The sequence below is a fragment of the Aquitalea pelogenes genome, assembly GCF_001515305.1.
In the GTDB taxonomy this organism is placed as follows: domain Bacteria; phylum Pseudomonadota; class Gammaproteobacteria; order Burkholderiales; family Chromobacteriaceae; genus Aquitalea; species Aquitalea pelogenes.
The window spans coordinates 20,763-35,587 of record NZ_LNQV01000019.1 but is presented as its reverse complement, the minus strand read 5'-3'; the positions used below and the strand labels follow the sequence as shown (position 1 = coordinate 35,587).

Below are 14,825 nucleotides of genomic sequence, written 5' to 3'. Positions count from 1 at the left end.
GTTCAACTGCCAGTGTGCGGTACAAAGGCCCGGACCTGTGCGTCCGGGCTCGTCAATTCTGCCAGCGCAACACCGTAAATGGCTTCCAGCTGCTGCTTGTGCATCACCTCTGCTGTCTTGCCGCAGGCCACGGCGCAGCCATCGCGCAGTAGCACGACCCGGTCGGCATGGCGCACGGCCAGGTTCAGGTCATGCATCACCGCCACAATGCCGATTCCCAGACTGCCGGCGATATGGTGCAGCCGCGCCACCATGGCATCGGCAATGGCAAAGTCGAGTGCCGAAGTGGCTTCATCCAGCAATAAATAGCGTTCGGGGCTGGAAGAAACCAGCAATTGCAGCAGCGCGCGCGCCAGGTGCACCCGCTGGGCTTCACCACCGGACAGGCTGCCCAGCGTGCGTTCCAGCAGCATGCCGGTATCACTCAATGCCAGCGCTTGTTGCCAGGCACTGTCAGATACCATCGCGCGGGCCTGATACGCCCCGGTGGCAATCAGTTCGGACACCCGCCAGCCCGCAGGCAGGGCCGGGTGTTGCTCTACTACCGCACGCTGCAAGGCCAGGCTGGCTGCACCTTGACCAGACAGCGGCTTGCCGGCCAGCCATACCTGTCCGTCATCCGGATGGCGATAGCCGGACATCAGCTGCAACAGCGTGCTTTTACCAGCCCCGTTGGGGCCAAGAATCACGCACAACTCACCCGGCTGCGCCTGGAGTGACACCTGGCGAATAACGGTTTTGCTGCCCAGTTTCAGGCTCACCTCTTGCAGTTCAAGCATGTTCATCCTTGGCGTGACGCAGCAGCCACAGAAAGAATGGCGCGCCCAACAGGCTGGTAATCACGCAACCGGCAGCTCCGCCGGCGCCAGCAGGCTACGCGCCAGCCAGTCGGCACCCACCGTCAGCCAGGCACCAAACAATGGGGCTGCCAACAACAGCCGCCGGGCGTCGCTGCCCAGCAGCAAACGGGCCAGATGCGGTGCCAGCAGGCCGACAAAACCGATCATGCCGCAGCTGGCCACCACCACACCGGCCGCCATGGAGGCCAGCAACACGATCAGCCAGCTTCCCCGCCGTACATCAAAGCCAAGATGAAACGCTGCCGCTTCGCCCAGTTGCAGGGCATTGAGCAAGTGCCAATGACGGAACAGGCCCAGCCAGACCAACGGGGTGGCCAGCAGCATCAAGCCCACCTGCTGCCATTGTGCACCGGCATAGCTGCCCATCAGCCAGAAGGTGACGCTGCGCAGCGCGCCATCGGGCAAGGTGGTGATCAGCAAGGTCAGCAGGCTGGCCAGCAAGGTGCTGATGGCAACCCCAGCCAGCAATAAACGGGTGCCGCTGGCCTGGCCGGCCAGCGCCCGCAGCAAGCACAGTGCCAGCACGCTGCCGGCAAAGCCTGCCAGCGAGACAGCCATCAGTCCGGCACTCAGGCTGAGTGCCAGCGCTGCGGCCAGTGCTGCGCCACTGTAAATGCCCAGCAAGCCGGGCTCGGCCAGTGGATTGCAAAAACGGGCCTGCACGGCACTGCCGGCGCAGCCCAGCAACATGCCGCTGCAGGCGGCCATCAACAGGCGTGGCAGGCGTAATTGCCATAGCAACTGGCTTTCCAGCGCGGGCAGAGAGGAAGGGTGCAACAAGACATGCAGGCTGACGCCGCTGTCGTGCAGCAAGCTGCCCAGCCCGGTCAGCAGCAAGGCAGCAAGCAAGAGCAGGCAAACATGCAGGGTGCGTGACATCGGGAAGGCGAAGGAAGGGAGTGAGTAGTGAAGCCTGCCGTGCAAGGCAGGCTTCTGGCGGGGCTTAACGCAGACCCAGTACGTCTTGCATGTCGAACAGGCCGGACGGCTTTTCCGACAGCCACTTGGCCGCGCGTACCGCACCATTGGCAAAGGTGGCGCGGCTGGAGGCCTTGTGGGTGATTTCCACGCGTTCGCCCAGTGCAGCAAACAGCACGGTGTGATCGCCAACCACATCACCGGCACGCACGGTGGCAAAGCCGATGGTGTTGGGGTCGCGCTCGCCGGTCACGCCTTCACGACCATAAACCGCGCATTGCTTCAGGTCACGGCCCAGTGCGTCGGCAATCACCTCGCCCATGCGCAGGGCGGTGCCGGACGGCGCATCCACCTTGAAGCGGTGATGGGCTTCGGTAATTTCGATGTCGTAGCCTTCGTTCAGCACACGGGCTGCCATATCCAGCAGCTTGAAGGTCAGGTTGACCCCGACACTGAAATTGGAGGCAAACACGATGCCGATCTTTTCGCTGGCAGCCTTGATGGCGGCCTTGCCGGCATCGTCAAAGCCAGTGGTGCCGATAATCATCTGCACGCCGTGCTGCTGGCAGTGTTGCAGGTAGTCCAGCGTGGCTTCCGGACGGGTGAAGTCGATTACCACGTCGGCACCGGACAGGGCGGCGGCAAAATCGCTGGCAATCTTCACGCCGGTCTGCTGGCCGATGAACAGGCCGGCATCCTGACCGATGAAGTCGGAACCGGCACGGTCAATGGCGGCATGCAGACGGGCACCGGGCGTGGCAAGTACAGATTCGATCAGCGTGCGACCCATGCGGCCGGCAGCGCCGACAATGACGATATTCAATTCACTCATTGTTTTACGGTTTCCTGGGCGGGAGCGGAAGCATCAGGCGGCAGTACGGCGCGCTCGGCCGGTTGTGCCGTGCCTTCTACCCGTACCATGGTGTCGCCTTCAAAGAACACGGTCAGCAGCTTCTTGTCCACCAGTGTGCCTTGCTTGGTATCCTGGTAAGGATAGTCCCAGCGGTTGCTGTGGAAAGGGTCGCTGAGCAGAGGCGTGCCCAGCAGGAAACGTACCTGCGAGCGAGTCATGCCTGGCTTGAGTTTTGCCACGGCATCTTCCGTGACATAGTTGCCCTGCTGGATTTCCATTTTGTAAGGGCTGATCCAGTGAAGGGGATTCATGGAGGTGCAGCCAGCGAGGGCAAGGATGGCAGCAATGATCAGGGCGCGCATGAGACTCCGATGAGCTGAGTATTATTTAAAGGCGATGTTAGGCAAAGCCGCAAAAAGGCTTTATCATGCTTCAAAAATCGACCCAATTTATATCACGATGAGCAAAGCCAGTCACCTTAAAGATATCGGCCTGAAGGCTACCGGCCCACGTCTGAAAATTCTCGACCTGTTCGAGCTGAGCGATGACCGCCACATGTCTGCCGAGGATGTCTATCGCAAACTGCTGGCCGAAAACATCGATATCGGCCTGGCCACCATTTACCGTGTCCTGACGCAGTTTGAACAGGCCGGTATCCTGGTACGCCACCATTTCGAGTCCGGCAAGGCGGTTTACGAACTGAACCAGGGCGGTCATCACGACCACATGGTGTGCGTGAAGTGCGGCAGCGTGATGGAGTTCTTCGACCCGGAAATCGAAGCGCTGCAGGATCGTATTGCCGAACAACATGGCTTCCGCATCGCCGAGCACGCCCTGTACCTGTACGGTGAATGTGTCGATTGCCAGGGTAAATCCGGCGCCAAAACCAAGTAATGATTCCCTGGCTTGGCCAAGAACTGGCGTTCCCCCCGGTTCGCACTGCACTGGCCGAGCCGGATGGCCTGCTGGCAGCCGGAGGCGATTTGTCTCCCGCGCGGCTGCTACTGGGCTACTCACTGGGCATCTTCCCCTGGTTCTCCGAGGGGGAACCCATCCTGTGGTGGTCGCCTTCCCACCGCATGGTTCTGTTTCCCGAGCGACTGCATGTCCGGCGTTCACTGGACAAAGTGCTGCGCAACCGTCCCTACCGCGTCACCATCAATACGGCTTTCCGGCAGGTGATTGAAGCCTGTGCTGCGCCACGCGAGGGTGCAGCCGGCACCTGGATCATCCCGCCCATGGTGGATGCCTATTGCCAGTTACATGCACTGGGTGCCGCCCATTCCTTTGAAGTGTGGATGGATGGTGAGCTGGCTGGTGGCCTGTATGGTGTGGGGCTGGGGCGGATGTTTTACGGTGAATCGATGTTTTCGCACCGTACCGATGCTTCCAAAATTGCTTTCGTCCACATGGCACGTCACCTGGCGCGTCACGGCGTGGAGATGATCGATTGCCAGATGCACACCCCGCATCTGGAAAGCCTGGGCGCAATGCTGATTCCAAGAGCGAAATTTCTTGCTAAGCTGAAGCAAAGTACGCTTGAGCCCCAGGCGGACGGCATGTGGACCTATCGTTTCGACAATGAGCCATCGTGATCACCCGCAAGCGGTTGCCATTCATTTCTATGCCACCGCACCATATCCCTGCAGCTATCTGGACGGACGACAAGCGCGTTCGCAGGTGGCTATTCCTGCTGAAGCCATTGATGCCGCGGTATACAGCCAGTTGGTGAAGCTGGGTTTTCGCCGTAGTGGCCTGTATACCTACCGTCCGTATTGCGACAGCTGCCAGTCTTGTGTGCCGGTGCGCTTGCCGGTGGCGGACTTCAGCCCCAACCGCAGTCAGCGCCGTGGCTGGCAGCGTCTGCAGGCCATGGAAGTCAGCCTGTTGCCGCTGGAATACCGTGACGACCACTACCAGCTTTATCACCGTTACCAGCAATCCCGTCATGCCGGTGGTGGCATGGCCGAAGACAATGTCCAGCAATATTCGGAGTTCATTCTCAAGAGCGGAGTGGACAGCATGCTGGCGGAGTTTCGTCTGGACGGCGCATTGAAGATGGTGAGCCTGATTGACCGGCTGGGGGATGGCCTGTCGGCGGTCTACACTTTTTATGAGCCGGAAGATGCCAAGGCCAGTTATGGCGTGTTCAATGTGCTGTGGCAGGTGGAGCTTGCCCGTGCATGGGGGCTGCCTTACCTGTATCTGGGCTACTGGATAGGGGAGTGCCGAAAGATGGCTTACAAATCCCAGTACCGGCCGCTGGAGCAATTGCGAGATGGCCGCTGGATACCGATGCAGCAGCCAGATGCTGCTTGAGCGGGCTGAAACAAAAACAGGCTGACATTGTCAGCCTGTTTGTTTTTACCGCGGAGTGCTTCAGTACGGAACCACGCGGTCGTCGCCACCGCCGGTAAGGACGCGGACGCGCTGACCGGCGGCCAGCGGGATATCGGCATCCTGCACAATGGAAATCAGGCGGCCACTGCCATCCAGCCGGACAGTCACTTCCAGGGCATTCTTGGTGCCCAGGCTGCGCTGGGCTGCCTGGGTGCCAAAGCCACCGGCCAGTGCGCCGACAATACCACCAGCAATCGAACCGCGGCCACCGCCCAGCTCACTGCCTGCCAGACCGCCCAAGGCGGCACCGCCAAGGGTCAGCAGTTCATTGTTCTTGCCTTCCATCTTGACATTGTTTACCGAAACCACGGTACCCAGCTCTACGGTTTGAGCGCGGCGCATCTGTCCCTGGGAGTAGACGGCAGCCGAGTCGGAGGTGGCGCAGCCAGCCAGCAGGCCGAGCGAGAGGCTGCCCAGCAAGGTCAATCGAGTCAGTTTGTAGAACATTTCGGCTCCTCGAAATCAGTTTCGGGTTTGTTGTTGCAAGTGACGGGCAATCGCCTGGCTGCATTGGCTGATCAGCGGTGGGCCCTGGTAGATCAGGCCGCTGTACAGCTGCACCAGCGTAGCACCGGCTTGCAGTTTTTCCACGGCATCTGCACCACTGCAAATGCCACCAACACCTATGATGGGCAAGCTGCCATCCAGTTCACGAGCCAGTTTGCGGATCAGCTGGGTCGAACGCTCCCGTACCGGTGCGCCAGACAGGCCACCGGCTTCATCCTGCAGCGGATGACCGGCAATTTCCACCCGTGACAGCGTGGTATTGGTGGCGATGACGCCATCAATCTGGTTGACGGTCAGCAGGCTGGCAATATCGGCAATCTGTTCATCGTCGAGGTCCGGGGCAATCTTGACCGCCAGCGGCACATAGCGGCCATGCTGGTCTGCCAGCTGTTGCTGACGTGTTTTCAGGGCGGACAGCAGGCGGGACAGTTCATCTCCCTGTTGCAGCTGGCGCAGGTTCTTGGTGTTGGGCGAAGAAATGTTGACCGTGATGTAGCTGGCATAGGCATATACCTTGTCCAGGCAGATCAGGTAGTCATCCACCGCGTTTTCAATCGGGGTGACGGCGTTCTTGCCGATATTGATGCCCAGCACGCCATTGAAATGGCAGTTGCGCACATTGTTCAGCAGGACATCCACGCCACGGTTGTTGAAACCCATGCGGTTGATGATGCCCTGGTGTTCCGGAACGCGGAACAGACGCGGTTTGGGGTTGCCATCCTGCGGACGGGGTGTGATGGTGCCGATTTCCAGAAAGCCGAAGCCCAGAGCCGCCAGTGCATCAATGTGATCACCATTCTTGTCCAGTCCGGCCGCCAGTCCTACGGCATTGGGAAAGGTCAGTCCCATGGCCTTGACCGGTGCGCGCGTGGCGGCCGGTGTTGCCAGTGAGAGCAGGCGCAGCTGGTGTGCCTTGTCCAGCAGGTGCAGGGTTTGTTCGTGGGCGGTTTCTGCGTCAAATCTGAACAGCAGAGGGCGCAGAAGGGGGTAGAGCATCGGCGTCTCCGGAGTGAATATGGCCGCTAGTATAACCGGGGCGGCCGGTGAAACCGAAGTTTTGACGGTCAGCAGGAGGGCTGACCGTCAGAATGGAGGTTCAGAGTATCTGGCAGGCGTCGGCAAAATCGAAGCGCGGCGCACGCGGATGCAGCTTGCCGGCTTCGCCATAGCCCAGATTGATCAGGAAATTGGATTTGAACCGTCCATCCGGGAAAAAGGCCTGATCCACGCCGGCATTGTCAAAGCCGGACATCGGGCCGCAATCCAGTCCCAGCGAGCGCGCAGCCATGATCAGGTAAGCGCCTTGCAGGCTGCTGTTGCGTGCGGCAGTGGATTCAATCGCCGCTGCATTGCCTTCAAACCAGCTCTTGGCATCGGCATACGGGTACAGGCGCGGCAGGTGTTCATAAAACTGCATGTCCTGTGCCACGATCACGCAGACCGGTGCGCTGAGGGTTTTTTCCACATTGCCTTCCATCAGGAAGGGACGCAGCTTTTCCTTGGCCGCAGCGCTCTTGAGAAAGACGAAGCGGGCGGGAGACGCATTGGCGCTGGTCGGGCATTGCTTCAGCAGGTCGAATAGCTGGTGCAGGGTTTCATCGTTCACGGCACGGTTTTGCCAGTGGCCGTGGGTGCGTGCATTGTAAAACAGCTGTTCCAGTGCAGTGGTGGAAAGCGGGGTGGTCATGGTCTCCTCCTGACAGGCTTTGTTCTGGGCTGATGATTATTTTGCCGGCGGCGTAGCCACGGGTGCCGGAGTGGTGGACGGTTGTGATGGCAAGACTTCAGCCTCGTTCTGGTCTTCGGCCAGCACGGTGATGGATACGCGGCGGTTGGTGGCGCGGCCATCTGGCGTAGCATTGTCCGCTACCGGCAGGTTTTCACCACGGCCAACTGCAACCAGGCGTGAAGGATTGATGCCGTTTTCCTGGAACAGACGCACCACGCTGCCCGCACGTGCGGCAGAGAGTTCCCAGTTGGACGGGTAGGTGGAGGTCTTGATCGGCACGTTGTCGGTGAAGCCTTCCACCCGGATCTGGTTGTCCACCTTGGACAGCAGGGCTGCCATGCCGGCCATGATCTGCCGCGACTGGTCATTCGGTGATGCCTGGCCTACCGGAAACAGGGCGGTATCGCGAATGTCCACGGTAACGCCTTTGGGGCTTTGGGTGATGTTGACCTGACCGCCCTTGACCAGCGGGTCCATCACCTTGGCGAGGTCCGCCGCCAGTGAACCCTGCTTGGAGGCCGGGTCGATGTGGTGGTCTCCCTTCACCGCCTTGGCAATCGGTTTGGTGTCGGGAATTTCAATCATGGTATTGGCCCCGCCGGTGGGTGGGGTAGTCTGGATATTTACTGTGGAGCCACTGCGAAAGGCATCGACAATGGCAGAGGACAGCACGCGGTATTTGCCTTCGTTGACCGAGGAAATGGCATACATCACCACGAAGAAGGCAAACAGCAGGGTAATGAAGTCGGCATAGGAAACCAGCCAGCGTTCGTGGTTCTCGTGTTCTTCTTCCTGCCAGCGTCTTCTGCGTGCCATTGGGTGCTCCGTGACGGTAAAGGGTCAGAACAGGCGGGTATTGAACAGGCTGCGTACGCCGCCGGCAAACTCCACGCCAATCTTGCGTGCCACACGGCTGGACAGGTCATCCTGCTGGGTGTAGTCCACAGTCTTTTCCGCCTTGATCACGTCGCGAGCCACCGAGCGGGTGCTGCCCAGGCCATCTGCCAGCCCCAGCGGAATGCCTTTTTCACCAATCCATACCATGCCGGAAAACAGCTGCGGGTCGCTCTTCAGGCGGCTGCCGCGTCCGTCCTTGACGGCCTTGATGAACTGCTGATGGATGTCATCCAGCAGTTGCTGGCGAATGGCTTCCTGTTTGGGGTTGGTGGGGGAGAAGGGGTCGCCCATTGCCTTGTTTTCACCGGCGGTTTTCAGGCGGCGCTCCACGCCCAGCTTGTCCATCAGGCCGGTAAAGCCAAAGCCGTCCGACAATACGCCGATGGAGCCGATGATGCTGGCCTTGTCGACAAAAATCTTGTCGGCAGCGGCGGCAATGTAATAGCAACCAGATGCGCACACTTCCTGCACGGTGACATACACCGGAATGGCCGGATGCTGCTTCTTCAAGCGGCGGATTTCGTCATAGGCCATGCCGGACAACACCGGGCTGCCACCCGGGCTGTTGGCCTCGATGATGATGCCGCGCGTGCCGTGGTCGTTGTAGGCGTCTTCCAGAGCAGCGCTCAGTTTTTCGGCGGTATTGTTCTCGCTGTCGATCACGCCTTCCAGGCTGATGACAGCAGTGTGGCCGCCACCGGTAAGGGCTTCGGCCGATTTGTCTTCATTGCGCAGGAAGGCGGTGGCCAGCAGGCCGCCAATAATGCCCAGCCACACCAGGCGGAAAAAGATTTTCCAGCGTCGGGCACGGCGCTGTTCCACCAGGGCCGCCATGGCCAGTTTTTCCACCAGTTGACGTTCCCAGTTCGGAGTGTCGTTCATTGCAGTTGCCTTGATTGCGAATGTCGGCAGTCTAACAAAAAATCAGTCTGGCATGATATTCAGCCACACCTTGCCGTCTGACTCATACAAAGGCAGGGCTTGCAGGCTTTGCCCGCGGCAGGGGCCGCTGACGCAACGGCCATTATTGGGCAGGTAGAGCGCGCCGTGCATGCTGCACACCAGGTATTGGCCGGACAGGTCGAACACATTGCCGTCTTCCAGGTCCAGTTCGATGGGGATGTGGCGGCAGGCATTGACATAGCCGTACACCCGGCCCTGATAACGCAGGGCGATAGCCGGCTGTGGCTTGCCATCCGGGCCGGTGACTTCGAAGCGTACCGCGCGGCCGCTATCGACCAGCGCGCTGCTATCGCAGATCAGTCCAGTCGTTCCAGCAGCCATTTCTGCAACTCCGCAAAACTGTGGACGATGGTTTGCGGCTGGCAGTCCTGCAGCAGCTTCACGTCGTGTGCGCCGTAACTCACGCCCACGCCATGGGCGCGCGCATTCAATGCCATGTTCAGGTCGTGGCTGGTATCGCCAATCATCACGGTGCGCGCCAGTTCCACACCCAGCTCGTCACTCAGTTCCTGCAGCATGGCCGGATGCGGTTTGGAATGGCATTCGTCCACGGTGCGGGTGGCGTCAAACAAAGGCCCCAGGCCGGTTTCCGCCAGCAGGCGATTCAGGCCGATCCGGCTGTTGCCAGTGGCTACTGCCATGAATACGCCGCGTTCGCGCAAGGCGTGCAGGCCTTCGCGCACACCATCAAACAGCGTCACGCCATCGTCACTGCTGCGGTAATGACGGATAAAGCTTTCGGTGAGGGCTTTGTGCTGTGTGTCGTCAAGGCCGGGGCAGGCCATGTGCAGGGCCTGGTCCAGCCGCAGGCCGATGACATGGCTGGCGGCCTGGCGGTCTGGCACCGGCAGACCCAGTTCGCGGCAGGCATTCTGGATGGAGTGGGTAATGTGCGCGGTGGAGTCCATCAGCGTACCGTCCCAGTCGAATACCAGTAAATCGTATGCGCGTGCCATCAGCTTCTCAGCTTCTTCAGATAGTTTTCCAGCTCGGCGGGCAGCGGTGCTTCCAGTTTGAGCGTCTCGCCGGTCAGCGGGTGGGGCAGGGTCAGGCTGCGCGCGTGCAGGAACATGCGCTTGAGGCCGCTGCGGGCCAGTTCCTTGTTGAGCGCAAAGTCGCCGTATTTTTCATCACCGGCAATCGGGCAGCCACTGGCCTGCATGTGCACGCGGATCTGATGCGTACGGCCAGTGCGCAGGTGGGCTTCCACCAGCGTGAAGTCGGCAAAGCGTTCCACAATGCTGAAATTGGTGTGGGCAAACTGGCCGTCCTCACCTTCGGCAACCTTGACGCGACGTTCGCCGTCAGCGGTATGGAACTTGAACAAGGGCAGCTTGACGGCTTTCTTGCTGGGGTCCCACTGGCCGATACCCAGTGCCAGATAGCGTTTGTCCGGCACATTGGCACGCATCATGTCGTGCAGCTTTACCAGTGCCGAACGCTTCTTGGCCAGCATCAGCAAGCCGGAGGTTTCGCGGTCCAGCCGGTGTACCAGCTCCAGGTATTTCCAGTCCGGATGGGCCTTGCGCAGCTGTTCGATCACACCAAAGGACACGCCGCTGCCGCCATGTACGGCCACGCCGGCTGGCTTGTCGATCACCAGCAGGGCATTGTCCTCGTACACCACCGGGAAACTGCCCGGCGGCACGTCATTGACCGGGCGCTCGGCCAGGCGGATGGGTGGAATGCGGATGCTGTCGCCCGCCTGGATGCGATAGGACGCATCGCTGCGCCCCTTGTTCACCCGGACTTCGCCCGAGCGCAGAATGCGGTAAATATGGCTTTTTGGCACGCCTTTGAGGATGCGTACCAGAAAGTTGTCCAGCCGCTGGCCGGAATCTCCCTCGTCCACGTCAAGAAACGTGACGGAGTCTTTGCGAATGTCAGTCATATTGCTTATACTTCGTGCGCTCGACCGCACATTTCAGTGCGATGACAGCGTTCCGGAAAGCCATGGTCACAGGCAGTATTGCCGCGTGATGCTGCTGCGGGAAAGTGAACCGGCCGGCAGGGTAATGACCCTGACCTGATGCCGCGTCAACCGGCCGCAGCCAAGGTTAACTCGCTCACCAAAAAGCAGCGATGGTAATGCATTTAGTCGCATAACGCACTCACCAGTATTCCATTTCCTGATGCAAAGCCAGTCAGGAGATATTGCAGCAAAGTTTGACCCGGCACGATGCTCTCCAGTTTGTCCAGGCTGCCCGTGATGGCAACCCGGAAGAAAATATCCGTTGCGCTAATGCGCTCAAACCCCCGGGCTCGTGTGAAATTACGTCAGGAAGTAGGCTTGATATCTCGGTTGTAATGATCTTTATACCAACACTTCTTTCGGAAAGCGCCCATCACTAGTCTCTGGGCCGTCAAATACTGGCTGCATCCCTTGCGTGAGTGCCTGCGCAGGGAATATTCATGAAACGCATGTTGTTTAATGCAACGCAGGCTGAAGAGCTGCGCGTTGCCATCGTCGACGGGCAAAAGCTCGTTGACCTCGATATCGAAACCGTTGGCAAGGAACAACGCAAGGGGAATATCTACAAGGGCATCATCACCCGTATCGAGCCCTCCCTCGAAGCGTGCTTTGTCGATTACGGCACCGAACGTCACGGCTTTCTGCCGTTCAAGGAAGTATCCCGTTCCTATTTCCAGGGCTATGACGGCGGCCGTCCGCGCATTCAGGACGTGTTGCGCGAAGGCATGGAAGTGGTTGTCCAGGTAGAAAAGGACGAGCGTGGCAACAAGGGCGCAGCCCTCACCACCTATATCAGCCTGGCTGGCCGCTATCTGGTCCTGATGCCGAACAACCCGCGTGGTGGTGGCGTATCGCGCCGCATCGAGGGTGAAGAACGTCAGGAACTGAAAGACCTGCTGTCCCAGCTGGAAGTCCCCAATGGCATGAGCCTGATTGCCCGTACCGCCGGTATCGGCCGCAATCTGGAAGAACTGCAATGGGACATGGGTTACCTGATGCAGCTGTGGCGTGCCATTGAAGGCGCGGCCGGCTCGCAAAGCGCGCCTTTCCTGATTCTGCAGGAAGGCAGCCTGGTGATTCGCGCCATCCGTGACTACTACCATCCGGACATCGGCGAAATCCTGATCGATACCGACGAAATCTACGAACAGGCCCGTCAGTTCATGAGCCACGTGATGCCCAACATGGTGCACCGCGTGAAGCTGTACAAGGATCACGTACCGCTGTTCTCCCGCTTCCAGATCGAGCACCAGATCGAAACCGCCTTCTCGCGCAGCGTGCAGCTGCCGTCCGGTGGTGCCATCGTGATCGACCACACCGAGGCACTGGTCTCCATCGACGTCAACTCCGCCCGTTCCACCAAGGGTGCCGACATCGAGGAAACCGCACTGCGCACCAACGTTGAAGCCGCCGAAGAAATCGCCCGCCAGCTGCGTCTGCGCGACCTGGGCGGTCTGATCGTGATCGACTTCATCGACATGGAAAACCCGAAAAACCAGCGCGAAGTGGAAAACAAGCTGCGCGATGTGCTGAAGCACGACCGCGCCCGCGTGCAAATGGGCAAGCTGTCCCGCTTCGGCCTGCTGGAACTGTCGCGTCAGCGTCTGCAACCGTCGCTGGGTGAAACCAGCCACGAGCCTTGCCCGCGCTGCCATGGCATCGGCTTCATCCGTGGTACCGAGTCCTCCGCCCTGCACATCCTGCGCATCATCCAGGAAGAGGCAATGAAGGAAAACACCGGTGCGGTACACGCACAGGTGCCGGTAGATGTTGCCACCTTCCTGCTGAACGAGAAGCGTGCAGAAATCCACTCCATCGAAGAGCGTCTGGACGTGGATGTGGTGCTGATTCCGAACATTCATCTGGAAACCCCGCACTACAAGATCGCCCGTATCCGTCACGACGATCTGGCTGAACTGGGCGATGGCCCGAGCTATCTGCGCGTGGAAGTGCAGGAAGAAGACATCATCACCAACTTTGGTCAGGAAAAGCCGAAGGCCGAACGTCAGGAAGCCGCAGTCAAGGGCATTACCCCGCAACAGCCGGCCCCGGTATCCTCCCAGCCCGTTGCCGCCGCTGCACCAGTGGTGGCCGAGCAGGGCGTGGTCAGCCGCTTCTTTGGCTGGGTGAAGAGCCTGTTTGCCGAGCCGGAAGCTGCTCCGCAGGAAACCGAGAAGAAAAAACCGGCCGCTGCCGGCCAGCGCGAAGGTCAGCGCAATGGCAACCGCCAGCGTAATAACGAGCGTCGTCCGGGCAGCCAGGCTCGCCGTGACCATCACGATCGCCGTCAGGGTGAAGAGGCCGGCAAGCGCCCGACCGAAGCACGTGCCGATGGCGAGCGCCAGGATGGTCGTCGTCAGCGTGGCGAGCGCGGTGATCGTCAGGAGCGTCCGGAACGCGTAGAACGCCCGGAACGTGCCGAACGCACCGAACGCGCAGAGCGTCCGGAACGTGCCGAGCGCAGCGAGCAGCCGCAACGCGAACCGCGTCAGCGCCGCGAACGCGAGCCGCGTGAAAACCGCGAAGCGCGTGAGCAAAACACTCGTCCGCAGACTGAAGAGCGTGGCGAACAGGCTGCACCGCAAGCCGCCGAGAAGCCGTCCCGTCGTCGCCAGCAGGCTGAACGCAACGAAGCCGACAAGCCGCAGGCTGCCGCTCAGGAAGAACTGAACCTGAATGGTGCCGAAGGCGTGGAAGTGGCTGCCGAGTCCGCCGAACAGCAAGAGCGTGGCGAGCGTGGTCGTCGTCGTCGTGGCCGTCGTGACCGTCGTCGTGACAATGTCGAAGGTGATAGCACCGCTCAGGTGGCAGAAGCTGCCGCTGGCGATGTGACTGCCGAAGTGGCTGTTGCTGGTGTGGCTGCCGCTGCTGCCGTTGTGGTGGTTGCCGAAGCGGTCGCCCAGCCGGCTGCAGAAACTGCCGTTGCAGTGGACGCGGTGGAAGTTGCCGCAGCCCCGGCCGAGGTAGCGCAAGAAGCTGTTGCTCCGGCGGCTGCACCGGTTGAGACGGTTGCTGTTGAAGCCAGCCCGGTTGAAGCAGCATCCGAACCGGTTGTGCAGGCAGAACAAGTGGTGGTGGCCGAGGTTGCTGCACCTGCTGCAGTTGTCGTGACCGAAGCTGCTGTGGCTGTCGAGACTGTGGAAGTTGCCGAAGTGGCTGCCCCGCTGGAGCAGGTCACCACCGTGGCAGAAACCACGCTTGAGCAGGCCGAGGTGGTGGTTGCCGCCGAACCGGCACCTGCCGTTGAGCCTGCTGCTGCGCAAGTTGCAGAAGTTGCCGTGAGCGAGCCTGTGGCCGTGGCACCGGTGGCCGTGGAAACTGTGGCAGCAGCCCAGCCCAAGATCGAAGCCGAATTGCCGGCTGATCTGGGTGGTCTGGTCATGGTTGCCACCAAGGCGGTGTCTGAAGTTGTGGTGCCGCAGGTTGAAGTACCTGTCGGTCCGCGTCGTCGTGATGTGGTACGTCAGACTGAAGAGCAGCCGGTAGCGATTGAACTCAAGCAGGTGGAAACCCGCAACAGCTGATGCCGTGCATGGCCCCTGCAAAAACTACGTGCAGGGGCTTGACGGTTTCGCAATGAGTTTATAGAATAGCTTTCTCTTTAGGCGATTCCCTGATAGCTCAGTCGGTAGAGCGACGGACTGTTAATCCGCAGGTCGCAGGTTCGAGCCCTGCTCGGGGAGCCAACAGATTCAAACAGAAGCCCACCTCCATGGTGGGCTTTTT

The 14,825-nt window shown here is 60.2% G+C and carries 16 protein-coding genes and 1 tRNA gene; 5 read left to right on the top strand and 12 right to left on the bottom strand.

What is annotated here, in order from left to right:
• Positions 1-2 precede the first annotated feature (2 nt).
• The 4 genes from AWT75_RS10095 to AWT75_RS10080 all read right to left on the bottom strand — a co-directional run bounded on the left by AWT75_RS10095 (position 3) and on the right by AWT75_RS10080 (position 2,993).
• Positions 3-779 carry an ATP-binding cassette domain-containing protein gene (locus AWT75_RS10095; protein WP_161937741.1) on the bottom strand — a complete coding sequence of 259 codons (777 nt, stop codon included), beginning with the start codon at positions 777-779 and terminating at the stop codon, positions 3-5.
• Positions 780-839: 60 nt separating this feature from the next.
• Positions 840-1,739, bottom strand: a complete 900-nt coding sequence (locus AWT75_RS10090; protein WP_062789063.1) for a FecCD family ABC transporter permease — start codon at positions 1,737-1,739, stop codon at positions 840-842.
• 64 nt (positions 1,740-1,803) lie between these two features.
• The gene (dapB, locus tag AWT75_RS10085) at positions 1,804-2,610 is read right to left on the bottom strand and encodes a 4-hydroxy-tetrahydrodipicolinate reductase (protein ID WP_062789062.1); all 807 of its coding nucleotides are present in this window, start codon (positions 2,608-2,610) and stop codon (positions 1,804-1,806) included.
• Positions 2,607-2,993: an outer membrane protein assembly factor BamE gene (locus AWT75_RS10080; RefSeq protein WP_045847138.1), complete on the bottom strand. Its 387-nt coding sequence runs from the start codon at positions 2,991-2,993 to the stop codon at positions 2,607-2,609. The genes dapB and AWT75_RS10080 overlap by 4 nt, the downstream gene beginning before the upstream one ends.
• A 97-nt stretch (positions 2,994-3,090) precedes the next feature.
• On the opposite strand from AWT75_RS10080, the gene fur reads away from it, so the two are divergent.
• From fur to AWT75_RS10065, 3 genes are read left to right on the top strand one after another with little or no spacing between them, the layout of a single operon-like run.
• Entirely contained in the window at positions 3,091-3,525 is a 435-nt protein-coding gene (fur, locus tag AWT75_RS10075; protein ID WP_045847139.1) for a ferric iron uptake transcriptional regulator, read from the top strand.
• Positions 3,525-4,226, top strand: coding sequence for a leucyl/phenylalanyl-tRNA--protein transferase (gene aat, locus AWT75_RS10070; protein ID WP_062789061.1), 702 nt, complete (start codon positions 3,525-3,527; stop codon positions 4,224-4,226). The genes fur and aat overlap by 1 nt, the downstream gene beginning before the upstream one ends.
• Positions 4,213-4,950: an arginyltransferase gene (locus tag AWT75_RS10065; protein WP_045847141.1), complete on the top strand. Its 738-nt coding sequence runs from the start codon at positions 4,213-4,215 to the stop codon at positions 4,948-4,950. The genes aat and AWT75_RS10065 overlap by 14 nt, the downstream gene beginning before the upstream one ends.
• Positions 4,951-5,010: 60 nt before the next feature.
• On the opposite strand, the gene AWT75_RS10060 is transcribed toward AWT75_RS10065, so the two are convergent.
• From AWT75_RS10060 to AWT75_RS10025, 8 genes are all read right to left on the bottom strand, one after another.
• Positions 5,011-5,478: an outer membrane lipoprotein gene (locus tag AWT75_RS10060; protein ID WP_045847142.1), complete on the bottom strand. Its 468-nt coding sequence runs from the start codon at positions 5,476-5,478 to the stop codon at positions 5,011-5,013.
• Between the two features lie 15 nt (positions 5,479-5,493).
• A complete protein-coding gene (locus AWT75_RS10055) occupies positions 5,494-6,534 on the bottom strand; it encodes a quinone-dependent dihydroorotate dehydrogenase (protein WP_062789060.1) in 1,041 nt (346 codons plus the stop codon).
• A 100-nt stretch (positions 6,535-6,634) separates the two neighbouring features.
• Positions 6,635-7,225: a malonic semialdehyde reductase gene (locus AWT75_RS10050; protein ID WP_045847144.1), complete on the bottom strand. Its 591-nt coding sequence runs from the start codon at positions 7,223-7,225 to the stop codon at positions 6,635-6,637.
• Between the two features lie 36 nt (positions 7,226-7,261).
• Positions 7,262-8,083, bottom strand: a complete 822-nt coding sequence (gene motD, locus AWT75_RS10045; protein WP_062789059.1) for a flagellar motor protein MotD — start codon at positions 8,081-8,083, stop codon at positions 7,262-7,264.
• A 24-nt stretch (positions 8,084-8,107) separates the two neighbouring features.
• Positions 8,108-9,046, bottom strand: a complete 939-nt coding sequence (locus tag AWT75_RS10040; RefSeq protein WP_062789058.1) for a S49 family peptidase — start codon at positions 9,044-9,046, stop codon at positions 8,108-8,110.
• Between the two features lie 42 nt (positions 9,047-9,088).
• A complete protein-coding gene (locus AWT75_RS10035; RefSeq protein ID WP_062789057.1) occupies positions 9,089-9,448 on the bottom strand; it encodes a Rieske (2Fe-2S) protein in 360 nt (119 codons plus the stop codon).
• Positions 9,424-10,083, bottom strand: a complete 660-nt coding sequence (locus AWT75_RS10030) for an HAD-IA family hydrolase (RefSeq protein ID WP_062789056.1) — start codon at positions 10,081-10,083, stop codon at positions 9,424-9,426. Before AWT75_RS10030 ends, AWT75_RS10035 begins: the two co-directional genes overlap by 25 nt.
• Positions 10,083-11,018, bottom strand: coding sequence for an RluA family pseudouridine synthase (locus AWT75_RS10025; RefSeq protein WP_062789055.1), 936 nt, complete (start codon positions 11,016-11,018; stop codon positions 10,083-10,085). Before AWT75_RS10025 ends, AWT75_RS10030 begins: the two co-directional genes overlap by 1 nt.
• Positions 11,019-11,539: 521 nt before the next feature.
• On the opposite strand from AWT75_RS10025, the gene AWT75_RS10020 reads away from it, so the two are divergent.
• Together AWT75_RS10020 and AWT75_RS10015 are read left to right on the top strand one after the other, a co-directional pair.
• The gene (locus AWT75_RS10020; protein WP_062789054.1) at positions 11,540-14,623 is read left to right on the top strand and encodes an Rne/Rng family ribonuclease; all 3,084 of its coding nucleotides are present in this window, start codon (positions 11,540-11,542) and stop codon (positions 14,621-14,623) included.
• Between the two features lie 86 nt (positions 14,624-14,709).
• Positions 14,710-14,785: transfer RNA gene (locus tag AWT75_RS10015), tRNA-Asn, on the top strand.
• Positions 14,786-14,825 lie beyond the last annotated feature (40 nt).

Coding starts and splice junctions, on each gene's coding strand:
- motD (WP_062789059.1), bottom strand. CDS start 8,083: ATGGCACGCAGAAGACGCTGGCAGGAAGAAGAACACGAGAACCACGAA.
- AWT75_RS10095 (WP_161937741.1), bottom strand. CDS start 779: ATGCTTGAACTGCAAGAGGTGAGCCTGAAACTGGGCAGCAAAACCGTT.
- AWT75_RS10055 (WP_062789060.1), bottom strand. CDS start 6,534: ATGCTCTACCCCCTTCTGCGCCCTCTGCTGTTCAGATTTGACGCAGAA.
- dapB (WP_062789062.1), bottom strand. CDS start 2,610: ATGAGTGAATTGAATATCGTCATTGTCGGCGCTGCCGGCCGCATGGGT.
- AWT75_RS10080 (WP_045847138.1), bottom strand. CDS start 2,993: ATGCGCGCCCTGATCATTGCTGCCATCCTTGCCCTCGCTGGCTGCACC.
- AWT75_RS10050 (WP_045847144.1), bottom strand. CDS start 7,225: ATGACCACCCCGCTTTCCACCACTGCACTGGAACAGCTGTTTTACAAT.
- fur (WP_045847139.1), top strand. CDS start 3,091: ATGAGCAAAGCCAGTCACCTTAAAGATATCGGCCTGAAGGCTACCGGC.
- AWT75_RS10030 (WP_062789056.1), bottom strand. CDS start 10,083: ATGGCACGCGCATACGATTTACTGGTATTCGACTGGGACGGTACGCTG.
- AWT75_RS10090 (WP_062789063.1), bottom strand. CDS start 1,739: ATGTCACGCACCCTGCATGTTTGCCTGCTCTTGCTTGCTGCCTTGCTG.
- AWT75_RS10035 (WP_062789057.1), bottom strand. CDS start 9,448: ATGGCTGCTGGAACGACTGGACTGATCTGCGATAGCAGCGCGCTGGTC.
- aat (WP_062789061.1), top strand. CDS start 3,525: ATGATTCCCTGGCTTGGCCAAGAACTGGCGTTCCCCCCGGTTCGCACT.
- AWT75_RS10065 (WP_045847141.1), top strand. CDS start 4,213: ATGAGCCATCGTGATCACCCGCAAGCGGTTGCCATTCATTTCTATGCC.
- AWT75_RS10060 (WP_045847142.1), bottom strand. CDS start 5,478: ATGTTCTACAAACTGACTCGATTGACCTTGCTGGGCAGCCTCTCGCTC.
- AWT75_RS10025 (WP_062789055.1), bottom strand. CDS start 11,018: ATGACTGACATTCGCAAAGACTCCGTCACGTTTCTTGACGTGGACGAG.
- AWT75_RS10040 (WP_062789058.1), bottom strand. CDS start 9,046: ATGAACGACACTCCGAACTGGGAACGTCAACTGGTGGAAAAACTGGCC.
- AWT75_RS10020 (WP_062789054.1), top strand. CDS start 11,540: ATGAAACGCATGTTGTTTAATGCAACGCAGGCTGAAGAGCTGCGCGTT.